The sequence below is a fragment of the Variovorax sp. GW821-FHT09B05 genome, from assembly GCF_059418265.1.
Genome location: NZ_JBWKPN010000016.1, coordinates 93,043 through 115,871, shown reverse-complemented (window position 1 = coordinate 115,871; position 22,829 = coordinate 93,043). Strand labels below are relative to the sequence as shown.

The window sequence follows — 22,829 nt, the reverse complement described above, 5'->3', positions numbered from 1 at the left end:
ATCAGATGAACACACCGGCCACACCTGTGGAACCCGTGCCGCTCGCGCAGTCGCTGCGCGACAAGAGCGCCAACAGCGACCTGGTGCTGATCGTGGACGACGTGCCCGACAACCTCGCGGTGCTGCACGACGCGCTCGACGAATCGGGCTACACGGTGCTGATCGCCACCAACGGCGAACAGGCCTTGCAGCGCGCCGCGCAGGCGCGGCCCGACATCGTGCTGCTCGACGCGATGATGCCGGGCATCGACGGCTTCGAGGTCGCGCGCCGGCTCAAGGCCGACGGGATGACGGCGCACATCCCGATCGTCTTCATGACCGGCCTGACCGAGACCGAGCACCTGGTGGCCGCGCTCGAGGCCGGCGGCGTGGACTACGTGACCAAGCCGATCAAGCCCAAGGAGGTGCTGGCGCGCATGAACGTGCACCTGCAGGGCGCCCGGCGTGCGCGCCAGGTGGCGCGCCAGGCCGGCCAGGCGCGCAACGCGCTCGACGCCTTCGGCTACGCGAGCATCACGGTGCGGCTGCCCGAGGGCCGGCTGATCTGGCAGACGGCGCTGGCGCGCGACCTGCTGCAGCGCTACTGCGAGACGCGCGCGCCCGAGACCCCGGCCGCCGTGCTCGACTGGCTGCGCAGCCATGCGCCGGCGGCGCGCCAGCGCGGCGTGGAGCCGCCGGCGCTGTCGATCGCGCAGGGCGCCAGCAGCCTCACGCTGCGGCTGCACCAGCAGACCGGGCACGACGACGACGGCGACGAGTGGATGATCATCATGCGCGAGGTGTCCGACACCGCCGTGATCGAGGCCATGAGCCTGAGCCTCAAGCTCACGGCGCGCGAGGCCGAGGTGCTCTACTGGGTGGTCAAGGGCAAGACCAACAAGGACATCGGCGAGATCCTCGGCAGCAGCCCGGCCACGGCCAAGAAGCACCTCGAGCGGGTCTACGTGAAGCTCGGCGTGGAGACGCGCACGGCCGCGGCGGGCGTGGCGATCAAGCGCATCCGCGAGCTGCAGCCGCAGTTCGAGATCTAGCGTTCCAGCGTTCGGGCGGCGGCGTCACGCCGCCGACTTTCCGCCTGCCTAGAATCGCGCGCCGGTTCACCGGAACGCCCGCGATGAAGAACAACGAACACGCCACCAGAGGGACGCGCATCGGATGGCTGCTAGCCGCCTGCGGCCTGTGGGCCGGCGCGAGCGCGCACGCGGCCGGCCATTTCGACATCGACGATGCCGCCACGCTCGATCCGGGCCAGTGCCAGTACGAGACCTGGTGGGGCCGCACCGGCACCGAGCCGGTCATCGGCTTCCACCTGGGCCCGGCCTGCCGCATCGGCCCCGTGGAGCTGGGCTTCAACCTCGACCGGCTGTCGACGCTGGGCGTGCGCACGGTCACGGGCGGGCCGCAGATCAAGTGGAATTTCTTCGGCCCGGCGCCCGATGCCACCTGGAGCGCCGCGGTCTCGGCCGGCACGGTGTCGGACTTGCGCACCGGCGGCCGCACGGGCGGGCAGTTCGTGCTGCCGGTCACCTGGCGCCCCACGCAGAGTCTGCAGATTCACGCCAACCTCGGCGCCGACTGGGCGCCCGGCACCGGCCAGCGCACGGCGCGCGGCGGGCTGGCCTGCGAGTGGGCGCTCAACGACACGCTGTCGCTGATCGCCGAGCGCAGCCGCGTCTCGCGGCTGTGGACCTCGCGCGTGGGCGCGCGCCTGAACCTGACGCCGTTGATCAGCCTGGACCTCAGCGCCTCACGCTCCGGGCCGCAGGGCGTGCGCGGGGTCGTGATCGGCCTGAACCACGAGTTCAGCTGGAAGTGAGGTTGCGCCGCGCCCGGTGCGCGGCCGCCTTCGCGCGGTTGCCGCACGAGGCCATGCTGCACCAGCGGCGCGAGTGGGTCTTGGTGCGGTCCAGGAACATCAGCGTGCAGGCGTGGCCTTCGCAGGCGCGCACCCATTCGAAGTGCTCGTCGCACAGCAGCCCGGCCATGGCGCGCGCGATCGGCTGCAGCAGCTGATCGGGCGTCGAGAAGGGCTCGACGCGGCGCAGCCGCAGGCCGCCGCCCTCGGGATCGGCCGCCACTTCCACATGGCTCTGGTCCTGCGCGAGCAGGCGGTTCAGCGCCTCGAGTTCGGCCGTCGCCTCCACGTCGAGCGGCCTGCCCGCGTGGCGTTCGGCGAAGTGCCGGAAGCCGTCGCGCAGCTCGCGCGCCCGCCGTGCCACCGCATCGAGCGCGGCCGCGCCGCCCTTGGCAGCCTGCAGCCGTTCGGCATCGGCCGGCGCGATCTGCTTCGCCGCCAGCAGCCATTGCAGCAGCGCCGCGCCATCGGCCAGCCATTCGACGCGCACGCCGTCGGGCGTGGCGGTGCTGTTGACGAAATCGAGCGCGAGATGGTCGCCGACGAAGGGCGCGGGCATGGGGACGGCGGTGGTGGTCATGGCAAAGCTCCTGGCGCGATGATAACCGTCAAAAAATAGATTGACAGGTTACTCGGCCATGAATAACCTTCAAATACGTCGTTAGCAGGTTATTTAAGTCCGGGAGTCCCCGGGCGCCGCCATCGGCTTGCAGGAGTCTTCCCATGGTTCGTTTCCACACCGTCGCCGTCGGCGCGCACAAGGTCTTCTATCGCGAGGCTGGCGATCCCTCGCGGCCCACCTTGCTGCTGCTGCACGGCTTCCCGAGCTCGTCGCACATGTTCCGCAACCTGATCCCGCTGCTGGCGGATCGCTTCCACATCGTCGCGCCCGACCTGCCGGGCTTCGGCTTCACCGAGTCGCCCGCGCGGCCGGCCTTCGCCTACAGCTTCGACAACCTCGCCAAGGTGATCGAAGGTTTCACCGACGCGCTCGGGCTGCGGCGCTATGCGATCTACGTGTTCGACTACGGCGCGCCCGTGGGCTTCCGGCTCGCGCTGTCGCGGCCCGAGCGGGTGAGCGCGATCGTGTCGCAGAACGGCAATGCCTACGAACAGGGCCTGAGCGAGGGCTGGGGCGTGCTGCGCACCTATTGGCGCGAGCCGAATGCCGCCAACCGCGAGGCCGTGCGCGCGGCCCAACTGACGCACGAGGCCACGCGCTGGCAGTACGTGCACGGCACGCCCGATCCGCAGCAGGTGGCGCCCGAGGCCTGGGAGCTCGACTGGGCCCTGATGCAGCGGCCCGACAACATCGAGATCCAGCTCGACCTGTTCCTCGACTACGCGAACAACGTGGCGCTGTATCCGAAGTTCCACGACTACTTCCGCAACCACCGTCCGCCCTTCCTCGCGGTCTGGGGTCGCAACGATCCCTTCTTCCTGCCGCCGGGCGCCGAGGCCTTCAAGACCGACAACCCGAACGCGCAGGTGCGCTTCCTCGACACCGGCCACTTCGCGCTCGAGACGCATGCGGCGGAGATCGGCGCGGCGATCGGCGATTTCCTCGGCCGGCTGCCGGCCGAGCGCTGAAGGCTCAGCGCAGGTAGCGTTGCATGCGCTTCTCGTCGTCGGCCAGTTGCTGGCGCATCACCGAGAGGAAGTCGCGCGCGGTCGACGACAGCACCTTGCCGGCCGGCAGCGCGAGGATGCAGGCGAAGGAGATGTCGACCGACAGCTTGCGCGCCACCAGGCCGCGCTCGGCATAGTCGAGCGCGGTGATCGGATTGACCAGGCCCACGCCGAGCCCGCGCAGCGCCATCTCGCAGACGCTGGCGGCGTAGGGCGTCTGCACCACCATGCGCAGCGCCAGGCTCTTCTGCGCCAGCGCGGCCTCGAGCCGGCGGTGCGAGGGGTCCTCGGGGTTGAGCGCGAGGAAGGGCGCTTCCACCAGCTGCTCGGGCTCGATGCTCTTGAAGCGCGCGAGCGCATGACCCTGCGGCATCACGACCACGCCCGGGAAATGCGCGAAGGTCGAATGCTCGAGGCCTTCGAGCGAGAGCTCGTCGGCCATCAGGCCGAAGTCGGAGATGCCCATCGAGACCCGGTCGCGCACGTCCTTGGAACTGAGCACCTGCAGCGACACCTGCGGCCAGGCGCTCGCGCCGCGGTGCGCCTTGAAGCGCTCGAGCGCGCGCGGCATGAAGCCCAGGCCGAAGGCCGGATAGCAGCTGAGCTCGAGCTGGTTGGTGCCGAAGTCGCGCAGGCTGCGCACCCGGTGCTCGATCGCGTCCATGCCGATGAACACGCGCTCGACCTCCACCCACAGCGCGCGCGCCTCGGGCGTGGGCACCAGCCGCCCGCCGGTGCGCTGGAACAGCTGCATGCCGGCCTGCGTCTCGAGCCGCTTGAGCGACTGGCTGATCGCCGGCTGCGTCACATGCAGCAGCGCCGCGGCCTTGCGCGTGGAACTGCTGCGCATCAGCGCCCGGAAAGTCTCGATCTCCGCAAATCGCATCGATAAGTTCCGTTATCGGTTGAGTATTTTGGGCATTCTGATTTTATTTCCGAACGCATAAGATTCGGCCCGCCACCCCGACCGACTCCTTCACACCCTACAGTGCGATGACACTCCACGCGCTCGATACCTTGCCCGCCGACCTTTCTTCCGACGCCGCCGCGGACGAGGCCCTCGCGGCCGATGCCGTGCGGCCGCTGCGCAATCCGCAACTGCGCGGCCTCCAGTGCCTGCGCTGCGAGACGCTCTATCCGGTGTCCTCGCTCAACGAAGGCTGCCCGGCCTGCCGTCGCATGGGCGTGCACATCGGCCTGCGGGCCAGCTACCTGCCGGGCACCGACGCCGGCCTCCCGATGCCCTACCTGCCGGGCTTCACGCTCGGCGAGGGCAACACGCCGCTGCGCGAGCTGCCCGAACTGGCGCAGCGCCTGGGCGTGGCGCGGCTGGCGCTCAAGGACGAATCGGTCAACCCGACCGGCTCGCACAAGGACCGCATGACCGCCGTCGGCGTGGCGCAGGCGCTGGACGCCGGCGCCCACACGCTGGTGCTGGCCTCCTCGGGCAATGCCGCAGTCTCGGCCGCCCACTATGCCTGGGCCGCGGGCCTGTCCTGCGAAGTCGCGGGTTATGAAGGCCTGCCGGCCGCCTATGCGCGCCAGCTCGACGCGCTCGGCGCGCGGCGCTATGCCTTCTCCGACAACGCGGGCCGCTGGGCCTTCGTGCGCGAACGCGCGCAGCATCCGGGCTACTTCGCGCTCACCAACTACCGGCTGCCCGCGCTGGGCAGCGCGCCGCTGGCGATCGAGGGCTACAAGCCGATCGCGGCCGAATGCCTGGCCGAGGGCGGTCTGCCCGACCACATCGTGGTGCCGACCGCGCGCGGCGACCTGGCCTGGGGCATCTATGCGGGCTTTCGCGACCTGCTGGCGGCCGGGCGCATCGCGCGGCTGCCGCGGCTGTGGCTGGTGGAGCCGTTCCCGCGGCTGTCGCGCGTGCTCGCGGGCGGCGCCGTCAACGGCAGCTACCCGGGCCACACGGCGCAGTTCTCGACCGCGGGCGCCACCGTCACCTACCTGCAATGGCAGGCCGCCACCGCCACCGCCGGCGGCGCGGTGGTGGTCAACGACGACGAGGCGCGCGTGGCGCGGCGGCTGCTGACGGCCGCCGGCGTGAGCGCCGAACTCTGCGCGGCCGCGGGCCTGGGCGCGCTGCGGCAGTTGCGCGACAACGGCCTGGTGGCGGCCGATGCGCATGTGGTGCTGATGCTCACCGCGAGCGCCGCCTGCGACCCGAGCTGGCCCGATCCGCCGGTCTGAGACCGGTTCTTTCTTCCTTCGTCCCTCGTTCACGGAGCACGCGATGCGCCGACGTACCTTCCTTGCCGTTTCATCGGCAGGCGCCCTGCTGGGCGCCACCGGCAACGCCCAGGCGGGCGCCTTTCCCGACCGGCCCGTGAAGCTGGTCGTGCCCTGGGCCGCGGGCGGCAGCACCGATGCCATCGCGCGCGCCATGGCGCAGCGCATGAGCCAGACGCTGGGCCAGTCGGTGATCGTCGACAACCGCCCGGGCGCGGCCGGCCAGATCGGCACCGACGCCGCCGCCAAGGCGCCGCCCGACGGCTACACGCTGGTCATCGTCGAGCTGCCGCATGCGATCGCACCGGCGGTGACGGCGAAGCTGCCCTACGACCTGCTGCGCGACTTCACGCCGGTGACCATGATCGGCACCTCGCCGCTGGTGCTGTTCGCGGGCATGGACGAGGGCAGCAAGGACTTTCGCAGCTTCATGAAGACGGCCGCCGCGAGCGCCGCGCCGCCCGCGATCGCGCACAGCGGCGCGGGCACCGTGAGCCATCTCGCGGGCGAGCTGCTGGCGCAGCGCTCGAAGATCCGTTTCAACATGGTCCCGTACCGCGGCTCGGCGCCCGCGCTCACCGACGTGGCAGCGGGCACGGTGGCCGGCCATTTCGCGACCCTGGCCAGCGGCTCGAGCCTGGTGGGCGCGCGCCGCATCCGGCCGCTGCTGGTGGCGAGCACGAAGCGCGTGGACATCCCGGGCCTGCAGGGCGTGCCCGCGCTGGCCGAGAGCGGCCTCGCGGGCATGGAGATCGACCAGTGGTGGGCGCTGGTCGCGCCCGCCACCACGCCGCTCGAGGTGGTCGAGAAGCTGCGCGCCGAGGCCGTCGCGGCGCTGGCCCATGCCTCGGTGAAGGAGCGCATGTCGGCGCTCGGCGTGCAGCTGCGCGGCTCGACCACCGGCGAGCTGCGCGCCTTCATGCGCGCCGAGGCCGAGCGCTGGCAGCGCGTGGCGCGCGAGATCGGGCTGCAGCCGCAGTAGGCCGCGCCGGCTCCTAGCGGGCGTCGCTGTAGACGGTGGCGCGCGACACGCCCATGTGCGCGGCCGCGATCTCGGCGCCGCGGCGGATCTCGAGAAAGCCTTCCTTCCTCAGTTCCTGCACCAGCTGCTTGCGGTCGGCCGGCTTGAGCGAGCGCGGCGTGGTCGCGCGCGCGGCCGCGAAGGCGTCGATGCGCGCATGGATGCGCTCGGACTGGCCGCTGCCCGGCTCGAGGTGCTCGCGCACCTCGCTGTCGTCGATGCGCGTGAACTGCGACATCGCGCTCTGGAAGCTCTGGAACAGGGTCAGGTCCACGTTCAGGCACAGCGCGGCCACGTACTCGCCGTGCTCGTCCTTGATGCCGATCGAGGTGCTCTTGACCTTGCGGCCGTCGGGAAAGGCATTGGCGTAGTTCGCGATCACGGCCGGGAATTCGGGATCGCGGATGCGCGCGAGCCCGAGCTCGGTGACCGACTGGCCGACCTGCCGGCCGCTCAGGCCGTTCTCGATCGCATGGATCGCGTTCTCGGGATTGCGCAGGTCGTGCACCACCACCTCGCAGAAGGGCGCGAAGGTCTGGCCCAGGCCCTCGGCGATGTGGTCGAGCATCTCGAGCAGGTGCTTGTCGGACTTCTTCTTCATGCGGGTGAATGTATCCAGGTCTGGACGAAGCATCCAAACCGCGCGCCAAAACTGTACAAAAAGTACATTAATGGATATATTGTCTGGAACCGCGGTGCCCTCCGGCGGCCGCCTTCGCGGGCGGCGCGCCGACTTCCCTCTTTCTTTCTCTGCTCGGAGAAACCCATGAAGAAGATCCGTCTGGCGTTCCCTGTCCTCGTCCTCTCGCTGCTGGCCGCCGGTGCCGGCCCGGCCTCGGCCGACACCCTGCGCAAGCTCGCCGACAGCGGCCGCATCGCGATGGGCGTGCGCGACTCGGGCGCACCGCTGTCCTATGCGCTCGGCGCGGGCCGCTACACCGGCTACCACGTCGAGCTCTGCGAGCGCGTGATCGCCGGCCTGCGCGAGGCGCAGCGACTGCCCGCGCTGGCCATCGACTACCAGCCCGTGACCTCGTCGAACCGCATTCCGCTGGTGCGCAACGGCACGGTCGACCTCGAGTGCGGCACCACCACCAACAACGCGGCGCGCCAGAAGGAGGTGGCGTTCGCGCTCACCACCTACGTCACCGAGGTGCGGCTCGCGGTGGCCGCGAAGTCGGGCATCGCCTCGATCGCGCAGCTGCAGGGCAAGACGGTGGTCGTGACCTCGGGCTCGAGCGCGGTGAAGACCGCGCGGCTGCACAAGAAGGCGGCCGGCGTCGAGTTCCAGGAGGTCTACGGCAAGGACACGGGCGACAGCTTCCTGCTGCTGCAGACCGGCCGCGCCGATGCCTGGGTCGACGACGACAACATCCTCGCGGGCAACATCGCGAGCGCGCGCACGCCGGGCGACTTCCGCATCGCGGGCGAGACCTTCGCGGTGGAGCCGATCGCGATCATGCTGCGGCGCGACGACCCGGCCTTCAAGGCCGCGGTCGATGCCCAGCTGCGCCGGCTGATGGCCGACGGCGAGCTCGCGAAGCTCTACGACAAGTGGTTCGTGCAGCCGATCCCGCCGCGCAACGCGGCGCTGAACCTGCCGATGAGCGCCGCGCTGCGCCAGGCGATCGCGGCGCCGAACGACAACCCCTCCGAGGCCTACCAGGCCCGCTGAATCCATTCATCAAGCAACGAAGGACCCGATCCATGCCGAACACCCCGCACTACATCGACCCCCGCACCGGCCGCACCCACGGCCTGCTCGAGCGCCGCTGGCGCTCCGACGATGGCCACCCGATGATGATCACGCCGCTGCCCGGCATCTCGCGCGACGACATCGATACGCGCGTGCGCTCGCTGTGGCGCTACCGCGCGGCGCTGCCGGTGGCGATCGAGCAGCCCGCGAGCCTGGGCGAGGGCTGCACGCCGCTCGTGCAGAAGCGCTGGGGCGGGCTCGAGCCCTTCTTCAAGCTCGAGTGGTTCAACCCCACCTGCAGCTTCAAGGACCGCGGCGCGGCCGTGATGATGTCCTTCCTGCGCCAGATCGGCGTCGACGCGGTGCTCGAGGACAGCTCGGGCAATGGCGGCGCCGCGATCGCCGCCTCCGGTGCCGCGGCGGGCCTGCGCGTGAAGGTGCTCGCGCCCGCCTACACGCCCGCGCCCAAGGTGGCGCAGATCCGCGCCTTCGGCGCCGAGGTGCAGCTCGTGCCCGGCCCGCGCGAGGCTTCTGAAGAAGAGGCAGTGCGCCAGTCCTCCGAGATCTTCTACGCCAGCCACAACTGGCACCCGTTCTTCCTGCAGGGCACGAAGACGCTGGCCTACGAGCTCTGGGAGGACCTGGGCTTCGAGGCGCCCGACAACGTGATCATCCCGGCCGGCGCGGGCAGCAACGTGCTCGGTTGCCACATCGGCTTCCAGGAGCTGCTGGCGGCCGGGCAGATCCGCCGGCTGCCGCGCATCTTCGTCGCGCAGCCGCTCAACTGTTCGCCGATCGACGCGAGCTTCACGGCCGGTGTCGAGACGCTGGTCGAGCGCGCGGTGGCGCCGACCATCGCCGAGGGCACGGCGATCAAGCGGCCGGTGCGGCTGCCCGAGATCCTGCAGGCGCTGCGCGAGACGCGCGGCGGCACGGTAGCGCTGACCGAGGAGCAGATCGCGGCGGCCGTGCGCCGGCTGGCGGCGACGGGGCTCTATGCCGAGCCGACCTCCGCGTCGGCCGCTGCCGCCATCGAGTTGCTGGAGCAGCGCGGCGAGATCCGCGCGGGCGAGAAGACGGTGGTGCTGCTGACGGGCACGGGGCTCAAGTCGACGCAGTTCATGACCGAGCTGTTCGCCGGGGCGGCCGGCTGATCGACCGGGCGCCCCGCGTGCAGCGGGGCGCTTTACCGCTTTACCAGCCGTGCAGCCGCGGCCAGGCGCGCAGGCTGCCGTCCTGCGCGTGCGCGTGGTATTCGGGGAACTGGGCGCCGGTCGCGCAGGCATGGTTGGGCAGGATGCGCAGCCGCGTGCCGATCGGGAAGCGTTCGACGATGTCCGCGGCCGTGCCGTCCGCGAGCGACAGGATGCCGTGCTCCTGGTTCGCGCCGCTCAGCACATAGCCTTCGAGCACGCGGCCCTCGAGGTCGCAGGCCTGGCCGTAGCCGAAGTCGTGCTTCTGCTTCGCGGTGCCGCGGTCGCGGCTCATCGCCATCCAGCCCGCGTCGAGGATGGCCCAGCCCTTCTCGGCCTGGTGGCCGATGACGGTGGCCAGCACGCTCAGCGCGATGTCCCCGGGCGCGCAGACGCCGATGTTGTGCATCACGAGGTCGAAGAACACGTAGACGCCGGCGCGTACTTCGGTCACGCCGTCGAGCCGCGCGGCCGACAGCGCGGTGGGCGTGGAGCCCACGCTCACCACCGCGCAGGGCAGGCCGGCCGCGCGCAGCCGCTCGGCGGCCTGCACGCAGCCCGCGCGTTCCTGCTCGGCCATGGCCGCGAGCGCCTCGGGCGTGTCGAGCTCGTAGCTCGAGCCCGCATGCGTGAGCACGCCCGCCAGCCGCATGCCGCCGTCGTGCAGTACGCGCCCGACCTCGAGCAGCGCGGCCTCGCCGGGTTTGATGCCCGAGCGGTGGCCGTCGGTGTCGATCTCGATCAGCACCTCGAAGGCCTCGCCCTGCGCGCGGCCGAAATCGACGATGGCGCGGGCCGAGGCCAGGCTGTCCGTGATGATCTTCAGCCGGCAGCCCGCGCGGCGCAGCGCGAGCGCCTGCGGCAGCTTGGCCGCGGCCATGCCCACCGCGTAGAGGATGTCGTCGATGCCGTCGGCATGGAATTGCGCGGCCTCCTTGAGCGTGGAGACCGTGATGCCCTGCGCACCCGCCGCGAGCTGCGCCTGCGCGACCGGCGTGCACTTGCTGGTCTTCACGTGCGGGCGGAAGCGCACGCCCAGCGCGTCCATGCGCTGCTGCATGCGCGCGATGTTGCGCTGCATGCGCGGCAGGTCGATCAGGGCGGCGGGGGTGTCGAGTTCGGCGAGGGAGGGAGTGGTGGTCATGGCGGGGAGGGAAGAGGGGGAGTTACCAGGGCCAGGCGATGCGCGTGCCGGTGCCGGTCGCGGCCGCGCGTCGCTGCAGCATGCGCGCCACGGTCAGGTCCTGCAGCGCGAGGCCGGTCATGTCGAACACGGTGATGTCGTCGTCGGCGCGCTCGAAGTCCGCGCGGCCCGAGAGCAGGTCGCCGAGCTCGATGCTGGCGGTGTCGGGTGCCCACTGGGTCTCGCCGATCTGCTGCGCTTGTGCGCGGTCGTCGACGACCAGGCGCACGCGCGGCAGCAGGCCGTCGGGTAGTTCGCGCTTGCCGCGCGTGTCGGCGCCCACGCAGTTCAGATGGGTGCCGGGTTGCACGGCCTCGAGGTCGAACAGCGCGCCGGCGCCGGGCGTGGCAGTGATCACGAGGTCGCTGTGGGCCACGGCCTCGTGGCGGTCGGCCGCCGGCGCTATCGCGCAGCGCGCGGCGAAGGCGGCCTCGAAGCTGGCGTCGCGCCCGCCGCGGGCGCTCACGTAGCGCACCTCGGCCAGCGAGGGCAGCGTGCGCAGCGCGAACTCGAGCTGCACCCGCGCCTGCACGCCGGTGCCGAACACGCAGGCGCGCGTGCTGCCGGGCCGCGCGAGCGCGCGCAGGCCCAGCGCGCCGGCCGCGCCGGTGCGCAGCGTGGTGACCGCGTTGCCGTCGATCAGGCACTGCGGCCGGCCGGTCTGCGGGTCGATCAGCAGGATCGTGGCCTGGTGGGGCTCGCCGCCGCGCGCGCGGTTGGCCGGCCAGAAGCCCGCCGCCTTGAAGCCCAGCAGCCCCTGCGCGGGCACGTCGCCCGACTTGATGCCGAACACGCCGCCGGTGGCCAGCGGCTCGCGCACCACCGGAAACACCCGGCCTTCGCGCGCGCTGTGCAGCACGAAGGCCTCGCGCACGGCCTCGAGCACGTTCTCGGGAGCGAGCAGGGCGTCGACCTGGTGCTGGTCGAGCAGCAGCAGCGAGGCGTCGGCGGGCGACGATGGGGCTTCATTCATCTGGAAATATTATCCAATTCCAGACGAAAAGTAAAACACAAGGAGAGCGGCCGGCCGCCGCGGGCGTCAGCGCCCGGTCTGCACCTTGATGCGGATGCTGCGCACCTCCCAGCCGCGGTTGCGCAGCCGGGTCACGAGCATCGGCGCCAGCTGGCGCAGCTTGGCGGCCGCGGCACTGCCCTTGACCAGCAGGCACCATTCGTCGCCCTCGGCCGGGCCGGCCTGGATGGCGGGGCGCATCAGCGGCGGGATCAGTTCCTCGACCGCGCGCAGCCGGTCGCCGGCGTCGCGCGCGCGGGCGATCAGGCTCGCCAGCGTGGGCGAATCCTCGGCCGCCTGCTGCAGCGTGAACGGGGGCGTGGAACGGCGATTCATTCGTAATTCTGAGGGTGAAACAAGACAGCTAAAATGCCCGGTTTGCCGGCGGTCCCGCCGGGAAAATCGTTCAAATCCGATAACCCGACTACCGATAACCGGCACGGGCTTCCAACTTTCGAAGGCTTGCTTTTGAAAGAGGTGCGCCCAACTGCTCTCACCATATCTTAGGGAATCCGGTCGCAGTGCCTGTCGTGTCAGGTGCCCGCCCACCTCCACCCATGGCCACCAACTTCCTGACCCAGATCTTCGGCAGTCGCAACGACCGGCTACTCAAGCAGTACCGCAAGACGGTCGCGCGCATCAACGCGCTCGAACCCGAATTCGAAAAACTAGGCGACGACGCGCTGCGCGCCAAGACCCAGGAATTCAAGGACCGCATCGCCAAGGGCGAGAGCCTCGACGACCTGCTGCCCGAAGCCTTCGCCACCGTGCGCGAGGGCTCCAAGCGCGTGATGAAGATGCGCCATTTCGACGTCCAGCTGCTCGGCGGCATGGCGCTGCACAACGGCAAGATCTCCGAAATGCGCACCGGCGAAGGCAAGACGCTGACCGCCACGTTGCCGGTGTACCTGAACGCGCTGTCCGGCAAGGGCGTGCACGTGGTGACGGTCAACGACTACCTGGCCAACCGCGACGCGACCTGGATGGGCCGGCTCTACAACTTCCTCGGCCTGTCGGTGGGCATCAACCTGCCGCAGATGCCGCGCGAGGAGAAGCAGGCCGCCTACGGCAGCGACATCACCTACGGCACCAACAACGAGTACGGCTTCGACTACCTGCGCGACAACATGGTCTACGAGCCCGGCGACCGGGTTCAGCGCAAGCTGAACTACGCGATCGTCGACGAGGTGGACTCGATCCTGATCGACGAGGCCCGCACGCCGCTGATCATCAGCGGCCAGGCCGAGGACCACACCGACCTGTACCTCGCCATCAACAAGGTGGTGCCGCTGCTCAAGAAGCAGGAAGGCGAAGCCGACCCGCGCACGGGCGAGGGCGTCACGGTGCCCGGCGACTTCACGGTCGACGAGAAGACGCACCAGGTGTTCCTGACCGAGGACGGCCACGAGAACGCCGAACGCATCCTCGGCGAATTCAAGCTGCTGCCCGAGGGCGCCTCGCTCTACGACCCGGCCAACATCACGCTGATGCACCATCTGAACGCGGCGCTGCGCGCCCGTCACCTCTACCACCGCGACCAGCACTACGTGGTGCAGCAGGGCGAGGTGGTGATCGTCGACGAGTTCACCGGCCGCCTGATGACCGGACGCCGCTGGAGCGACGGCCTGCACCAGGCCGTGGAAGCCAAGGAAGGCGTGGAGATCCAGGCCGAGAACCAGACCCTGGCCTCGATCACCTTCCAGAACTACTTCCGCCTGTACGGCAAGCTCGCCGGCATGACCGGCACGGCCGACACCGAGGCCTACGAATTCCAGGAGATCTACGGCCTGGAAACCATGATCATCCCGCCGAACCGCGTGAGCAAGCGCGACGACCAGCTCGACCGCGTCTACAAGACCACGCGCGAGAAGTACGAGGCGGCGATCCAGGACATCCGCGAGTGCTACGAGCGCGGCCAACCGGTGCTGGTGGGCACCTCCTCGATCGAGAACTCCGAGATCATCGACGGCCTGCTCACGCAGGCGGGCCTGCCGCACCAGGTGCTCAACGCCAAGCAGCATGCGCGCGAGGCCGACATCGTGGCGCAGGCCGGCCGCACCAAGATGATCACGATCGCGACCAACATGGCCGGTCGCGGTACCGACATCGTGCTGGGCGGCAACATCGAGAAGATGATCGAGGCGGTCGAGGCCGACGAAGGCCGCGACGAGGCCGCGAAGAAGGCCGACATCGAGCACATCCGCGCCGAGTGGAACAACGACCACGAGTTCGTGAAGTCGCTCGGCGGCCTGCGCATCATCGCCACCGAGCGCCACGAGTCGCGCCGCATCGACAACCAGCTGCGCGGGCGTTCGGGCCGCCAGGGCGACCCGGGCTCCTCGCGCTTCTACCTGAGCCTGGACGATCCGCTGATGCGCATCTTCGCGGGCGACCGCGTGAAGGCGATCATGGACCGCCTGAAGATGCCCGACGGCGAGGCCATCGAGGCCGGCATCGTCACGCGCAGCATCGAGAGCGCGCAGCGCAAGGTCGAGGCGCGCAACTTCGACATCCGCAAGCAGCTGCTCGAGTACGACGACGTGTCGAACGACCAACGCAAGGTGATCTACCAGCAGCGCAACGACATCCTCGATGCCGGCGACCTCGGCGCCCAGATCGCCGCGCTGCGCGAAGGCTGCTTCATCGACCTGGTGCGCCAGTACGTGCCGGCCGAGTCGGTGGAAGAGCAGTGGAACATCCCGGCGCTCGAGCAGGCCCTGTTCAACGAGTGGGGCATCGACATGCCGCTCGCGAAGATCGTCGAGGGCTCCGAAGCCATCTCCGACGAGGACATCGTCGAGAAGGTGGTGCAGGCCGCCAACGAGACCTTCGACGCCAAGGTCGCGCTGATCGGGCCCGAGAACTTCACGCAGTTCGAGCGCATGGTGCTGCTGCAGAGCATCGACACCCACTGGCGCGAACACCTGGCCTCGCTCGACTACCTGCGCCAGGGCATCCACCTGCGCGGCTACGCGCAGAAGCAGCCCAAGCAGGAATACAAGCGCGAGGCCTTCGAGCTGTTCGGCCAGCTGCTCGACTCGGTCAAGAACGAGGTCACGCGCCAGCTCATGACGGTGCGCGTGCAGTCGAGCGAGCAGCTCGACCAGGCGGCCGAGGCGATGGAGAACCGCGGCGAGAACGTCTCGAACATCACCTATTCGGCACCCACCGAGACCGGCGAGGTCGAGGTGCGCGTCGACGAGGAAAGCCAGCGCCGCATCGCGGCCGCGGGCCTGGGCACGCTGAGCGCCGAGGCGGCCGCCTTCGCGCGCGTCGGCCGCAACGACCCGTGCCCCTGCGGCAGTGGCAAGAAATATAAACATTGCCACGGCAAACTCAGCTGACCCGCAACTCCGAAGAGATACCGCCATGCCCGTGAACCTGTCCGCTCCCGATCCCGCCGCCTTGTTCGCGGTCCCCGGCATCCGCATCGGCGTGGCCGAAGCGGGCGTGCGCAAGGCCAACCGCAAGGACCTGACGGTCGTGCTGATCGACGAAGGCGCCGCGGTCGGCGGCGTGTTCACGCAGAACCGCTTCTGCGCCGCGCCGGTGCAGGTCTGCCGCGACCACCTCGCGGCCGGCCACGGCATCCGCGCGATGCTGATCAACACCGGCAATGCCAACGCCGGCACCGGCGAGGACGGCCTGGCGCGCACCCGGGCCACCTGTATCGCGCTGGCGCGCCAGCTCGACCTGGCGCCCGAGCAGATCCTGCCGTTCTCGACCGGCGTGATCATGGAGCCGCTGCCGATCGACCGCATCGAGGCCGGCCTGCCCGCCGCGCTGGCCGATGCCGCCGACGACCACTGGGCCCGTGCCGCCGAAGGCATCATGACCACCGACACCGTGCCCAAGGCCTTCAGCCGCCAGGTGCAGATCGGCGGCGCCACGGTCAGCGTCACCGGCATCAGCAAGGGCGCCGGCATGATCCGCCCGAACATGGCGACCATGCTGGGCTTCATGGCCACCGACGCGAAGATCGACCCGGCGCTGATCCAGCCGCTGGCCAAGCAGCTGGCCGACGCTTCGTTCAACCGCGTGACCATCGACGGCGACACCTCGACCAACGATTCCTTCGTGGTCATCGCCACGCAGAAGGCCGCGCACGCGACCATCACCTCGCTGACCTCGGCCGAGGGCCAGGCGCTCGTGGCCGCGATGCAGGACGTGGCGCGCCTGCTGGCGCAGGCGATCGTGCGCGACGGCGAAGGCGCGACCAAGTTCATCGCGGTGCAGATCGACGGCGGCCGCGACGCCCCCGAATGCCGCCAGGTGGCCTATGCGATCGCGCATTCGCCGCTGGTCAAGACCGCCTTCTATGCCAGCGACCCGAACCTCGGCCGCATCCTCGCGGCCGTGGGCTACGCGGGCATCGCCGACCTCGACCAGACCGGCATCGACCTGTTCCTCGACGACGTGCACGTGGCGGTCAAGGGCGGCCGTAACCCGGCCTACCGCGAGGAGGACGGCCAGCGCGTGATGAAGCAGAGCGAGATCACGGTGCGCGTGAACCTCGGCCGCGGCAATGCCAGCGAAACCGTCTGGACCTGCGACTTCAGCCACGACTACGTGTCGATCAACGCCGACTACAGATCCTGATTTTTCGATGAACGAGCAGTTCCAGAGACTGATCGAGCGCGCCGAGCAGCTCATCAACCGCATCGAATCGATCCTGCCCCAGCCGCTGGCCGAGCCGGCCGACTGGAATGCCTCGATCGCCTGGCGCTACCGCCGCCGCAGCTCGGGCCATGGCGTGCTCGAGCCGGTGAAGCACGTGGCCGCGATGGCGCTCGATTCGCTGAAGGAAATCGACGTCCAGAAGGAAAAGATCGAGCGCAATACGCGCCAGTTCGTCGAGGGCAAGCCGGCCAACAACGTGCTGCTGACAGGCGCACGCGGCACCGGCAAGTCCTCGCTGATCCGCGCCTGCCTGCAGGCCTACGCGCCGCAGGGCCTGCGCCTGATCGAGGTCGACAAGGCCGAGCTCACCGACCTGCCCGACATCGTCGAGGTGGTGTCGCAGCGGCCCGAGAAATTCATCGTCTTCAGCGACGACCTGAGCTTCGACGAGGGCGAGCCGGGCTACAAGGCGCTCAAGTCGATCCTCGACGGCTCGATCGCCGCGGCCACGCCCAACGTGCTGATCTACGCGACCAGCAACCGGCGCCACCTGCTGCCCGAGTACATGAAGGACAACCTCAGCTACACCCACACCGAAGATGGCGAGGTCCATCCGGGCGAGGTGATCGAGGAGAAGATCTCGCTGTCGGAGCGCTTCGGCCTCTGGGTCAGCTTCTATCCGTTCAGCCAGAACGAGTACCTCGCGATCGTGGCCCAGTGGCTGTCCTCGTTCGGCGTCGATGCCGCCGCGATCGAGGCCGCGCGGCCCGAGGCGCTGGTCTGGGCGCTCGAGCGCGGCTCGCGCAGCGGCCGGGTGGCTTACCAGTTCGCACGCGACTACGCGGGACGGGCCACGGCATGAGCGCCGCGCCAGGTGAGCGCAAGCACACCGAGGTCGCGGTCGGCGTGCTGATCCGTACGGCCGACGATGCGCTGCTGCTGTCGACCCGTCCGCCCGGCAAGCCCTACGCGGGCTACTGGGAGTTTCCGGGCGGCAAGATCGAGGCCGGTGAGACGGTCGAAGAGGCGCTGCGGCGCGAGCTGCAGGAAGAACTCGGCATCACCATCGACGGCGCCACGGTCTGGAAAGTGACCGAGCACGACTACCCGCATGCGCTGGTGCGCCTGCACTGGTGCAAGGTCACGGCCTGGCACGGCGACTTCGAGATGCGCGAAGGCCAGCAGATGGCCTGGCAGCACCTGCCGCTGGACGTGGCGCCCGTGCTGCCGGGCGCGCTGCCGGTGCTCGAATGGCTGGTGCAGGAGCGCGGCCTGCCCGCGTCGGCGGCCCAGGCCGTATCGACCCTGGCCTGAGCGCCGCGGCGTGGCGATGCCTGCGCCGCTGACTGGGGCCCGGCGGCGCGCGCTACGGGGCTGAGCGAAGAACGAACAAGAGACGGATGCATCCCAAGTACCGCCCCGACATCGATGGCCTGCGCGCCGTGGCCGTGGCCTCGGTGGTGGCGTACCACGCCTTTCCGAAGGCGCTGCCCGGTGGCTTCGTGGGGGTGGACATCTTCTTCGTGATCTCGGGCTTCCTGATCACGACGATCATTCTTCAGAGCCAGGCGGCGGGCGACTTCAGCTACCGCGACTTCTACGCACGGCGCGTGCGGCGCATCTTCCCGGCGCTGATGCTGGTGCTGGCAGCGACCCTGGCCTTCGGCTGGTACGTGCTGCTGAACCGCGAGTTCGTGGAGCTGGGCAAGCAGGCCGCGGGCGGGGCGGCCTTCATCGCGAACTTCGTGTTCTGGGGCGAGGCGGGGTACTTCGACACGGCGGCGGAGACCAAGCCGCTGCTGCACCTGTGGTCGCTGGGGATCGAGGAGCAGTTCTACATCTTCTGGCCGCCGCTCTTGGCGCTGGCGTGGCGCAGGCGCTGGCCGATGCTGCGCGTGCTGTGGGCGCTGGCGGTGGTGTCGTTCCTGATCAACGTGCTGACGATCCATCCGTTCCGCACGGCGGCGTTCTACTCGCCGCTGTCGCGCTTCTGGGAGCTGATGGCGGGTGGGATCCTGGCGTGCATGCGGTTGAGGGATGCGGGGGTGACGAGGCCCGCGTGGCGCAGCCATGTGCAGTCGGTGCTGGGCGTGGGGCTGATCGTGCTGGGGCTGGTGATGATCCGGGCCGACAAGGCGTTTCCGGGCTGGTGGGCGCTGCTGCCGGTGCTGGGTGCGGCGAGCTGCATCGCGGCGGGGCCGCAGGGGGTACTGAACCGCTACCTGCTGTCGAACCCGTTGATGGTGGGCATCGGGCTGATCAGCTATCCGTTGTACCTGTGGCACTGGCCGCTCTTGTCCTATGCGCGCATCGTGCAGGGCGCGGCGCCGTCGGCGGCCGTGAGCGCCGCGATGGTCGCGGCGAGCGTGGTGCTGGCCTGGCTCACCTACCGCACGGTGGAGCGCGCCGTCCGGACGCGCGCGCAGCCCGCCACCTTGCGCGTGCTGGGCGGCAGCGCCGTCGCGGTGCTCGCTGTGGCGGTCGCGGTGCAACTGGGCCTGCCGGCGCCGCGGCACGACAACCCGATGCTGCAGACGCTGAGCAACGCGTCCTCCGACGGCGAGTACTACGAAGGCCTCGCGTCGGAGACGCTCGACGGCCACTTCGTGCGCCGTATCGGCGAGGGCACGCGCAAGGTGCTGGTGATCGGCGACAGCCATATCTCGCAGTACGCGCCGCGCGCGCGCGCGCTGGCACGCAGCGCGCCCGATGCGATGTCGACCACCTACTTCTTCGAATACCCGGCCTGCGCGCCGGTGCCGGGCATGGTGGTGGCGATCAATCCAGGCTGCGCGCCGCGGCGCGAGCAGATGCTCAAGTCCGCCTTCGATCCGAAGATCGACGTGGTGATGGTCGGCGCCTGCTGGAACTGCTACTTCACCGGCAACTTCTACATGCCGTACGTGTTCCAGGACGGCGCCTCGGCGCTGCCGATCAACGACGGCGGCCCCGGCATCGAGCCGGCACTCGCGTCGCTGCAGAAACTGCTGGGCGAACTCGCGCGCCACAAGAAGGTCTACCTGCTGCTGGACAACCCGATGGGCAGCGATTTCGAACCGGGCCGCATGATCGCGGGCAGCCGTCTCGGCACGATGACCGTGCTCGCGACGGCAGGCAGCGCGGTGCTGCCGCCCGCGCAGGAGCGCTTGAACGACCGGCTGCGCGCGATCGCGCTGGCCGCCGGTGCCGAGCCGATCGACGCGGTCGGACAGCTGTGCCGGGAAGGCCGGTGCCTGCGCACCATGCCCGATGGCGCGCCGGCCTATCTCGACAGCAACCATCTGCGTCCGGCCTACATCCGCGACCACGCGCGCTACGTCGATCCCGTGTTCCTCGCACCCGCCGCGCCATCGCGCGCCGGCAACTGAAAGAACGGCCCGGAGGGGCACCGATGCATCCCAAGTACCGTCCCGACATCGATGGCCTGCGCGCCGTGGCCGTGGCCTCGGTGGTGGCGTACCACGCCTTTCCGAAGGCGCTGCCCGGTGGCTTCGTGGGGGTGGACATCTTCTTCGTGATCTCGGGCTTCCTGATCACGACGATCATTCTTCAAAGCCAGGCGGCGGGCGACTTCAGCTACCGCGACTTCTACGCACGGCGCGTGCGGCGCATCTTCCCGGCGCTGATGCTGGTGTTGGCGGCGACCCTGGCCTTCGGCTGGTACGTGCTGCTGAACCGCGAGTTCGTGGAACTGGGCAAGCAGGCCGCGGGCGGAGCGGCCTTCATCGCGAACTTCGTGTTCTGGGGCGAGGCGGGGTACTTCGACACGGCGGCGGAGACCAAGCCGCTGCTGCACCTGTGGTCGCTGGGGATCGAGGAGCAGTTCTACATCTTCTGGCCGCCGCTCTTGGCGCTGGCGTGGCGCAGGCGCTGGCCGATGCTGCGCGTGCTGTGGGCGCTGGCGGTGGTGTCGTTCCTGATCAACGTGCTGACGATCCATCCGTTCCGCACGGCGGCGTTCTACTCGCCGCTGTCGCGCTTCTGGGAGCTGATGGCGGGCGGGATCCTGGCGTGCATGCGGTTGCGCGATGCTGGAATCATGAAGCCCGCGTGGCGCAGCCATGTGCAGTCGGTGCTGGGCGTGGGGCTGATCGTGCTGGGGCTGGTGATGATCCGGGCCGACAAGGCGTTCCCGGGCTGGTGGGCGCTGCTGCCGGTGCTGGGCGCGGCGAGCTGCATCGCGGCGGGGCCGCAGGGGGTGCTGAACCGCTACCTGCTGTCGAACCCGCTGATGGTGGGCATCGGGCTGATCAGCTATCCGCTGTACCTGTGGCACTGGCCGCTGCTGGTGTACCCGCGCATCCTCAATGGCGGGTGGGAGCCTTCGGCGGGCGTGCGCGCCGGCGCGGTAGTCGCGGCGGTGCTGCTGGCCTGGCTGACCTACCGCTTTCTCGAACGCTTCACGCGCACCCGCGCGGGCGCACCGCTGCTGCGCGGCCTGGTCGGCATCGGCTGCGCGATCGTGCTGGCCGGCGTGATGGTGGTGGCCGGCCTGCCGGCGCGCAACGGCGGCGAGATGCTGCAGAAGGTGACCGACGCGACCGTGGACGACGGCTACTACGACGGCTTCACGCCCGAGAAGGTGGGCCCGCACCTGGTCTACCGGGTCGGCCGCGGCGAGCGCAAGGTGCTCTTGATCGGCGACAGCCACATGCAGCAGTACGGGCCGCGCGCCAAGGCGCTCGAGCGCCTCGCGCCCGAGCGCATGGCGACCGCCTACTTCTACACCTGGGGCGCCTGCGCGCCGATTCCCGGCATGTTCGCCGAGGGCAACCCGGCCTGCGGCGAACAGCGCGACGGCATGCTGCAGCTCGCGCGCGCGCCGCAGATCGACACCGTGGTGTTCGGCGGCTGCTGGAACTGCTACTTCAGCGGCGACTTCCCGCTGGCCTACGAGTACCGCGAGGGCCGCGCGGTCTACCCGGTGAACAACGGCGGGCCCGGCATCGCGCCGGCGCTCTCGATGCTGGGCCACACCATGGCCGAGCTCGTGAAGCAGAACAAGAAGGTCTACCTGCTGCTCGACAACCCGAGCGGCATGGACTTCCAGCCGCAGCGCATGATCGCGGGCAGCCGGCTCGGCACGATGACGGTGGTGCTCGATTCGCCGACGGCCCCGCTGCCCGCGGCACAGGCCGAGCTCAATGCACGGCTGCGGCAGATCGCGCTGGACAGCGGTGCACAGGTGGTCGAGCCGATGGCTTCGCTGTGCAAGGACGGCCAGTGCCTGCGCGTGACGGCCGACGGCAAGCCGGTCTACAAGGATGGCGAGCATCTGCGGCCCGTGTACACGCGAGCGCACGCGGACTATGTCGACAGGATCTTTCTCGGAGAGGCGGCGCCGGCCACCGCGGGCGGCAAGTAAGTCGGCCCACGGATTTCCGCGGGCCGATGTCTACTGCTGCGCCTTCGGATCGCCGAAGGGCTCGTCGTCGGGCGGCGCTTCGGCCGGCATCCTGAACTCCTCGCTGGCCCAGGCACCGAGATCGATGCCCTTGCAGCGCGCGCTGCAGAACGGACGGTAGGGGTTGCGTTCCGAATAGACGCTGTCGCCGCCGCAGTTCGGGCAGCGGACGATGCGTTCGCCCTCGCGGGGCTCGATGCGCTCTTCGCCGGTCATGCGCACAAGGTGAGTTCGAAGGGGGTGTCGTCGCTGCTCTGGTGGAGGCGGTCGTCGCTCTCGTGGCGCATGAGCCGCACCGAGACCATGAGCCGGTTGCCGCTGATCTCGGGGATCAGGCCGAGCTTGGGATCGATGCGCAGGCGCAGCAACTGGAAGCTGCGCCCCTGCGGCAGGTTCTGCTGGAACTGCCCGTTGGTGGCGATGACCTTGTAGGGCACGTCGGCGTCGCGCAGCAGCTTGAGCAGCAGATAGATCGACTCGGCCAGCGGCGCCAGCGTGCCCGACCAGCGCTCGAGGTCGGCGCGGCGGCTCTGGGTGCTGCGGTGCTGCCAGGCGTAGTAGGCGGGCAGGTCGAATTCGCAGGTGCCGCCCGGAATGCTCGCGCGGCTGCGGATGCTCATCAGCCACTCGTTCTCGGTCAGCGACTGGCCGGCCTTGCCCGCGATGCCGTTGAGCGTGTTGAAGTTGCGCTCGAGCTGCGCCACCACCTGGTCGAGCGCGGCCTCGGAGATGTTCGGATTGCCGCGGTAGGCGTTGAAGGCGGACTTGTGCTTCTCGAGGTCGCGCATGACGTCGGCCTTGAGGTCCGCGCGCGCGGCCACGTCCATGATCTCGAAGATGGTGACGAGCGCGAAGTGGTGGGACAGGGGCGACTCGGCAGGCACCAGCTCGCCAAGACGGCGAAACAGGTGCTCCAGTCGCAGATAGGTCCGGATGCGCTCGTTGAAGGGGTACTCGTAGAGGATCACGCGGGCT

General features: G+C 69.8%; 21 protein-coding genes. 13 read left to right on the top strand and 8 right to left on the bottom strand.

Annotated features, from left to right (window positions below; all coding sequences use genetic code 11):
* Nucleotides 1-5: 5 nt before the first annotated feature.
* On the top strand, nt 6-1,031 hold the full coding sequence (locus AC07RM_RS32400) for a response regulator (protein WP_495337084.1): 1,026 nt from the start codon (nt 6-8) through the stop codon (nt 1,029-1,031).
* An 83-nt stretch (nt 1,032-1,114) separates the two neighbouring features.
* Nucleotides 1,115-1,816, top strand: a complete 702-nt coding sequence (locus AC07RM_RS32395; RefSeq protein WP_495337083.1) for a PA4824 family protein — start codon at nt 1,115-1,117, stop codon at nt 1,814-1,816.
* Here the strand turns inward: AC07RM_RS32395 and AC07RM_RS32390 are convergent.
* Nucleotides 1,803-2,435, bottom strand: a complete 633-nt coding sequence (locus tag AC07RM_RS32390) for a CGNR zinc finger domain-containing protein (RefSeq protein WP_495337082.1) — start codon at nt 2,433-2,435, stop codon at nt 1,803-1,805. The genes AC07RM_RS32395 and AC07RM_RS32390 overlap by 14 nt on opposite strands.
* A gap of 143 nt (nt 2,436-2,578) precedes the next feature.
* Here AC07RM_RS32390 and AC07RM_RS32385 point away from each other — a divergent pair, with 143 nt between their 5' ends.
* Nucleotides 2,579-3,445 carry an alpha/beta fold hydrolase gene (locus AC07RM_RS32385; protein WP_495337081.1) on the top strand — a complete coding sequence of 289 codons (867 nt, stop codon included), beginning with the start codon at nt 2,579-2,581 and terminating at the stop codon, nt 3,443-3,445.
* Nucleotides 3,446-3,449: 4 nt separating this feature from the next.
* Here AC07RM_RS32385 and AC07RM_RS32380 read toward each other — a convergent pair whose 3' ends face one another.
* A complete protein-coding gene (locus AC07RM_RS32380; RefSeq protein ID WP_093341057.1) occupies nt 3,450-4,370 on the bottom strand; it encodes a LysR substrate-binding domain-containing protein in 921 nt (306 codons plus the stop codon).
* Nucleotides 4,371-4,477: 107 nt separating this feature from the next.
* Here AC07RM_RS32380 and AC07RM_RS32375 point away from each other — a divergent pair, with 107 nt between their 5' ends.
* Both AC07RM_RS32375 and AC07RM_RS32370 read left to right on the top strand, forming a co-directional pair.
* Nucleotides 4,478-5,686 carry a pyridoxal-phosphate dependent enzyme gene (locus tag AC07RM_RS32375; RefSeq protein ID WP_495337080.1) on the top strand — a complete coding sequence of 403 codons (1,209 nt, stop codon included), beginning with the start codon at nt 4,478-4,480 and terminating at the stop codon, nt 5,684-5,686.
* A 43-nt stretch (nt 5,687-5,729) separates the two neighbouring features.
* Entirely contained in the window at nt 5,730-6,707 is a 978-nt protein-coding gene (locus AC07RM_RS32370; RefSeq protein ID WP_490879398.1) for a Bug family tripartite tricarboxylate transporter substrate binding protein, read from the top strand.
* Nucleotides 6,708-6,720: 13 nt separating this feature from the next.
* On the opposite strand, the gene AC07RM_RS32365 is transcribed toward AC07RM_RS32370, so the two are convergent.
* The gene (locus tag AC07RM_RS32365) at nt 6,721-7,347 is read right to left on the bottom strand and encodes a helix-turn-helix transcriptional regulator (RefSeq protein ID WP_495337079.1); all 627 of its coding nucleotides are present in this window, start codon (nt 7,345-7,347) and stop codon (nt 6,721-6,723) included.
* Nucleotides 7,348-7,512: 165 nt separating this feature from the next.
* On the opposite strand from AC07RM_RS32365, the gene AC07RM_RS32360 reads away from it, so the two are divergent.
* The gene (locus AC07RM_RS32360; protein WP_398498773.1) at nt 7,513-8,421 is read left to right on the top strand and encodes an amino acid ABC transporter substrate-binding protein; all 909 of its coding nucleotides are present in this window, start codon (nt 7,513-7,515) and stop codon (nt 8,419-8,421) included.
* Between the two features lie 32 nt (nt 8,422-8,453).
* Complete coding sequence (locus AC07RM_RS32355; protein ID WP_495337078.1) at nt 8,454-9,596, top strand: threonine synthase; 1,143 nt, start codon at nt 8,454-8,456, stop codon at nt 9,594-9,596.
* Between the two features lie 40 nt (nt 9,597-9,636).
* Here the strand turns inward: AC07RM_RS32355 and AC07RM_RS32350 are convergent, their stop codons facing one another.
* From AC07RM_RS32350 to AC07RM_RS32340, 3 genes are all read right to left on the bottom strand, one after another.
* A complete protein-coding gene (locus AC07RM_RS32350) occupies nt 9,637-10,779 on the bottom strand; it encodes a DSD1 family PLP-dependent enzyme (RefSeq protein ID WP_495337077.1) in 1,143 nt (380 codons plus the stop codon).
* A gap of 22 nt (nt 10,780-10,801) precedes the next feature.
* On the bottom strand, nt 10,802-11,791 hold the full coding sequence (locus AC07RM_RS32345; protein ID WP_495337076.1) for an ornithine cyclodeaminase family protein: 990 nt from the start codon (nt 11,789-11,791) through the stop codon (nt 10,802-10,804).
* 66 nt (nt 11,792-11,857) lie between these two features.
* The gene (locus AC07RM_RS32340; RefSeq protein ID WP_093341044.1) at nt 11,858-12,166 is read right to left on the bottom strand and encodes a hypothetical protein; all 309 of its coding nucleotides are present in this window, start codon (nt 12,164-12,166) and stop codon (nt 11,858-11,860) included.
* A gap of 221 nt (nt 12,167-12,387) precedes the next feature.
* Here AC07RM_RS32340 and secA point away from each other — a divergent pair, with 221 nt between their 5' ends.
* The 6 genes from secA to AC07RM_RS32310 all read left to right on the top strand — a co-directional run bounded on the left by secA (nt 12,388) and on the right by AC07RM_RS32310 (nt 21,815).
* A complete protein-coding gene (gene secA, locus AC07RM_RS32335; protein ID WP_093341043.1) occupies nt 12,388-15,174 on the top strand; it encodes a preprotein translocase subunit SecA in 2,787 nt (928 codons plus the stop codon).
* A gap of 25 nt (nt 15,175-15,199) precedes the next feature.
* Nucleotides 15,200-16,429: a bifunctional glutamate N-acetyltransferase/amino-acid acetyltransferase ArgJ gene (argJ, locus tag AC07RM_RS32330; protein ID WP_495337075.1), complete on the top strand. Its 1,230-nt coding sequence runs from the start codon at nt 15,200-15,202 to the stop codon at nt 16,427-16,429.
* Between the two features lie 7 nt (nt 16,430-16,436).
* On the top strand, nt 16,437-17,312 hold the full coding sequence (locus AC07RM_RS32325; protein WP_093341040.1) for an ATP-binding protein: 876 nt from the start codon (nt 16,437-16,439) through the stop codon (nt 17,310-17,312).
* Nucleotides 17,309-17,764, top strand: a complete 456-nt coding sequence (locus AC07RM_RS32320; RefSeq protein ID WP_398498809.1) for an NUDIX domain-containing protein — start codon at nt 17,309-17,311, stop codon at nt 17,762-17,764. Before AC07RM_RS32325 ends, AC07RM_RS32320 begins: the two co-directional genes overlap by 4 nt.
* An 86-nt stretch (nt 17,765-17,850) precedes the next feature.
* Nucleotides 17,851-19,818 carry an acyltransferase family protein gene (locus AC07RM_RS32315; RefSeq protein WP_495337074.1) on the top strand — a complete coding sequence of 656 codons (1,968 nt, stop codon included), beginning with the start codon at nt 17,851-17,853 and terminating at the stop codon, nt 19,816-19,818.
* A 23-nt stretch (nt 19,819-19,841) separates the two neighbouring features.
* Nucleotides 19,842-21,815: an acyltransferase family protein gene (locus AC07RM_RS32310; protein WP_495337073.1), complete on the top strand. Its 1,974-nt coding sequence runs from the start codon at nt 19,842-19,844 to the stop codon at nt 21,813-21,815.
* 30 nt (nt 21,816-21,845) lie between these two features.
* Here AC07RM_RS32310 and AC07RM_RS32305 read toward each other — a convergent pair whose 3' ends face one another.
* Both AC07RM_RS32305 and zapD read right to left on the bottom strand, forming a co-directional pair.
* The gene (locus AC07RM_RS32305; RefSeq protein WP_495337072.1) at nt 21,846-22,070 is read right to left on the bottom strand and encodes a DNA gyrase inhibitor YacG; all 225 of its coding nucleotides are present in this window, start codon (nt 22,068-22,070) and stop codon (nt 21,846-21,848) included.
* The gene (gene zapD / locus AC07RM_RS32300; protein WP_057592104.1) at nt 22,067-22,822 is read right to left on the bottom strand and encodes a cell division protein ZapD; all 756 of its coding nucleotides are present in this window, start codon (nt 22,820-22,822) and stop codon (nt 22,067-22,069) included. Before zapD ends, AC07RM_RS32305 begins: the two co-directional genes overlap by 4 nt.
* Nucleotides 22,823-22,829: the final 7 nt, after the last annotated feature.

What these genes read in the sequence shown, in the direction of transcription:
- AC07RM_RS32375 (WP_495337080.1), top strand. Translation starts at nt 4,478, where the DNA reads ATGACACTCCACGCGCTCGATACCTTGCCCGCCGACCTTTCTTCCGAC.
- AC07RM_RS32325 (WP_093341040.1), top strand. Translation starts at nt 16,437, where the DNA reads ATGAACGAGCAGTTCCAGAGACTGATCGAGCGCGCCGAGCAGCTCATC.
- AC07RM_RS32310 (WP_495337073.1), top strand. Translation starts at nt 19,842, where the DNA reads ATGCATCCCAAGTACCGTCCCGACATCGATGGCCTGCGCGCCGTGGCC.
- argJ (WP_495337075.1), top strand. Translation starts at nt 15,200, where the DNA reads ATGCCCGTGAACCTGTCCGCTCCCGATCCCGCCGCCTTGTTCGCGGTC.
- AC07RM_RS32340 (WP_093341044.1), bottom strand. Translation starts at nt 12,166, where the DNA reads ATGAATCGCCGTTCCACGCCCCCGTTCACGCTGCAGCAGGCGGCCGAG.
- AC07RM_RS32395 (WP_495337083.1), top strand. Translation starts at nt 1,115, where the DNA reads ATGAAGAACAACGAACACGCCACCAGAGGGACGCGCATCGGATGGCTG.
- AC07RM_RS32350 (WP_495337077.1), bottom strand. Translation starts at nt 10,779, where the DNA reads ATGACCACCACTCCCTCCCTCGCCGAACTCGACACCCCCGCCGCCCTG.
- secA (WP_093341043.1), top strand. Translation starts at nt 12,388, where the DNA reads ATGGCCACCAACTTCCTGACCCAGATCTTCGGCAGTCGCAACGACCGG.
- AC07RM_RS32380 (WP_093341057.1), bottom strand. Translation starts at nt 4,370, where the DNA reads ATGCGATTTGCGGAGATCGAGACTTTCCGGGCGCTGATGCGCAGCAGT.
- AC07RM_RS32370 (WP_490879398.1), top strand. Translation starts at nt 5,730, where the DNA reads ATGCGCCGACGTACCTTCCTTGCCGTTTCATCGGCAGGCGCCCTGCTG.
- AC07RM_RS32320 (WP_398498809.1), top strand. Translation starts at nt 17,309, where the DNA reads ATGAGCGCCGCGCCAGGTGAGCGCAAGCACACCGAGGTCGCGGTCGGC.
- AC07RM_RS32315 (WP_495337074.1), top strand. Translation starts at nt 17,851, where the DNA reads ATGCATCCCAAGTACCGCCCCGACATCGATGGCCTGCGCGCCGTGGCC.
- AC07RM_RS32305 (WP_495337072.1), bottom strand. Translation starts at nt 22,070, where the DNA reads ATGACCGGCGAAGAGCGCATCGAGCCCCGCGAGGGCGAACGCATCGTC.
- AC07RM_RS32345 (WP_495337076.1), bottom strand. Translation starts at nt 11,791, where the DNA reads ATGAATGAAGCCCCATCGTCGCCCGCCGACGCCTCGCTGCTGCTGCTC.
- AC07RM_RS32390 (WP_495337082.1), bottom strand. Translation starts at nt 2,435, where the DNA reads ATGACCACCACCGCCGTCCCCATGCCCGCGCCCTTCGTCGGCGACCAT.
- AC07RM_RS32355 (WP_495337078.1), top strand. Translation starts at nt 8,454, where the DNA reads ATGCCGAACACCCCGCACTACATCGACCCCCGCACCGGCCGCACCCAC.
- AC07RM_RS32365 (WP_495337079.1), bottom strand. Translation starts at nt 7,347, where the DNA reads ATGAAGAAGAAGTCCGACAAGCACCTGCTCGAGATGCTCGACCACATC.
- AC07RM_RS32385 (WP_495337081.1), top strand. Translation starts at nt 2,579, where the DNA reads ATGGTTCGTTTCCACACCGTCGCCGTCGGCGCGCACAAGGTCTTCTAT.
- AC07RM_RS32400 (WP_495337084.1), top strand. Translation starts at nt 6, where the DNA reads ATGAACACACCGGCCACACCTGTGGAACCCGTGCCGCTCGCGCAGTCG.
- AC07RM_RS32360 (WP_398498773.1), top strand. Translation starts at nt 7,513, where the DNA reads ATGAAGAAGATCCGTCTGGCGTTCCCTGTCCTCGTCCTCTCGCTGCTG.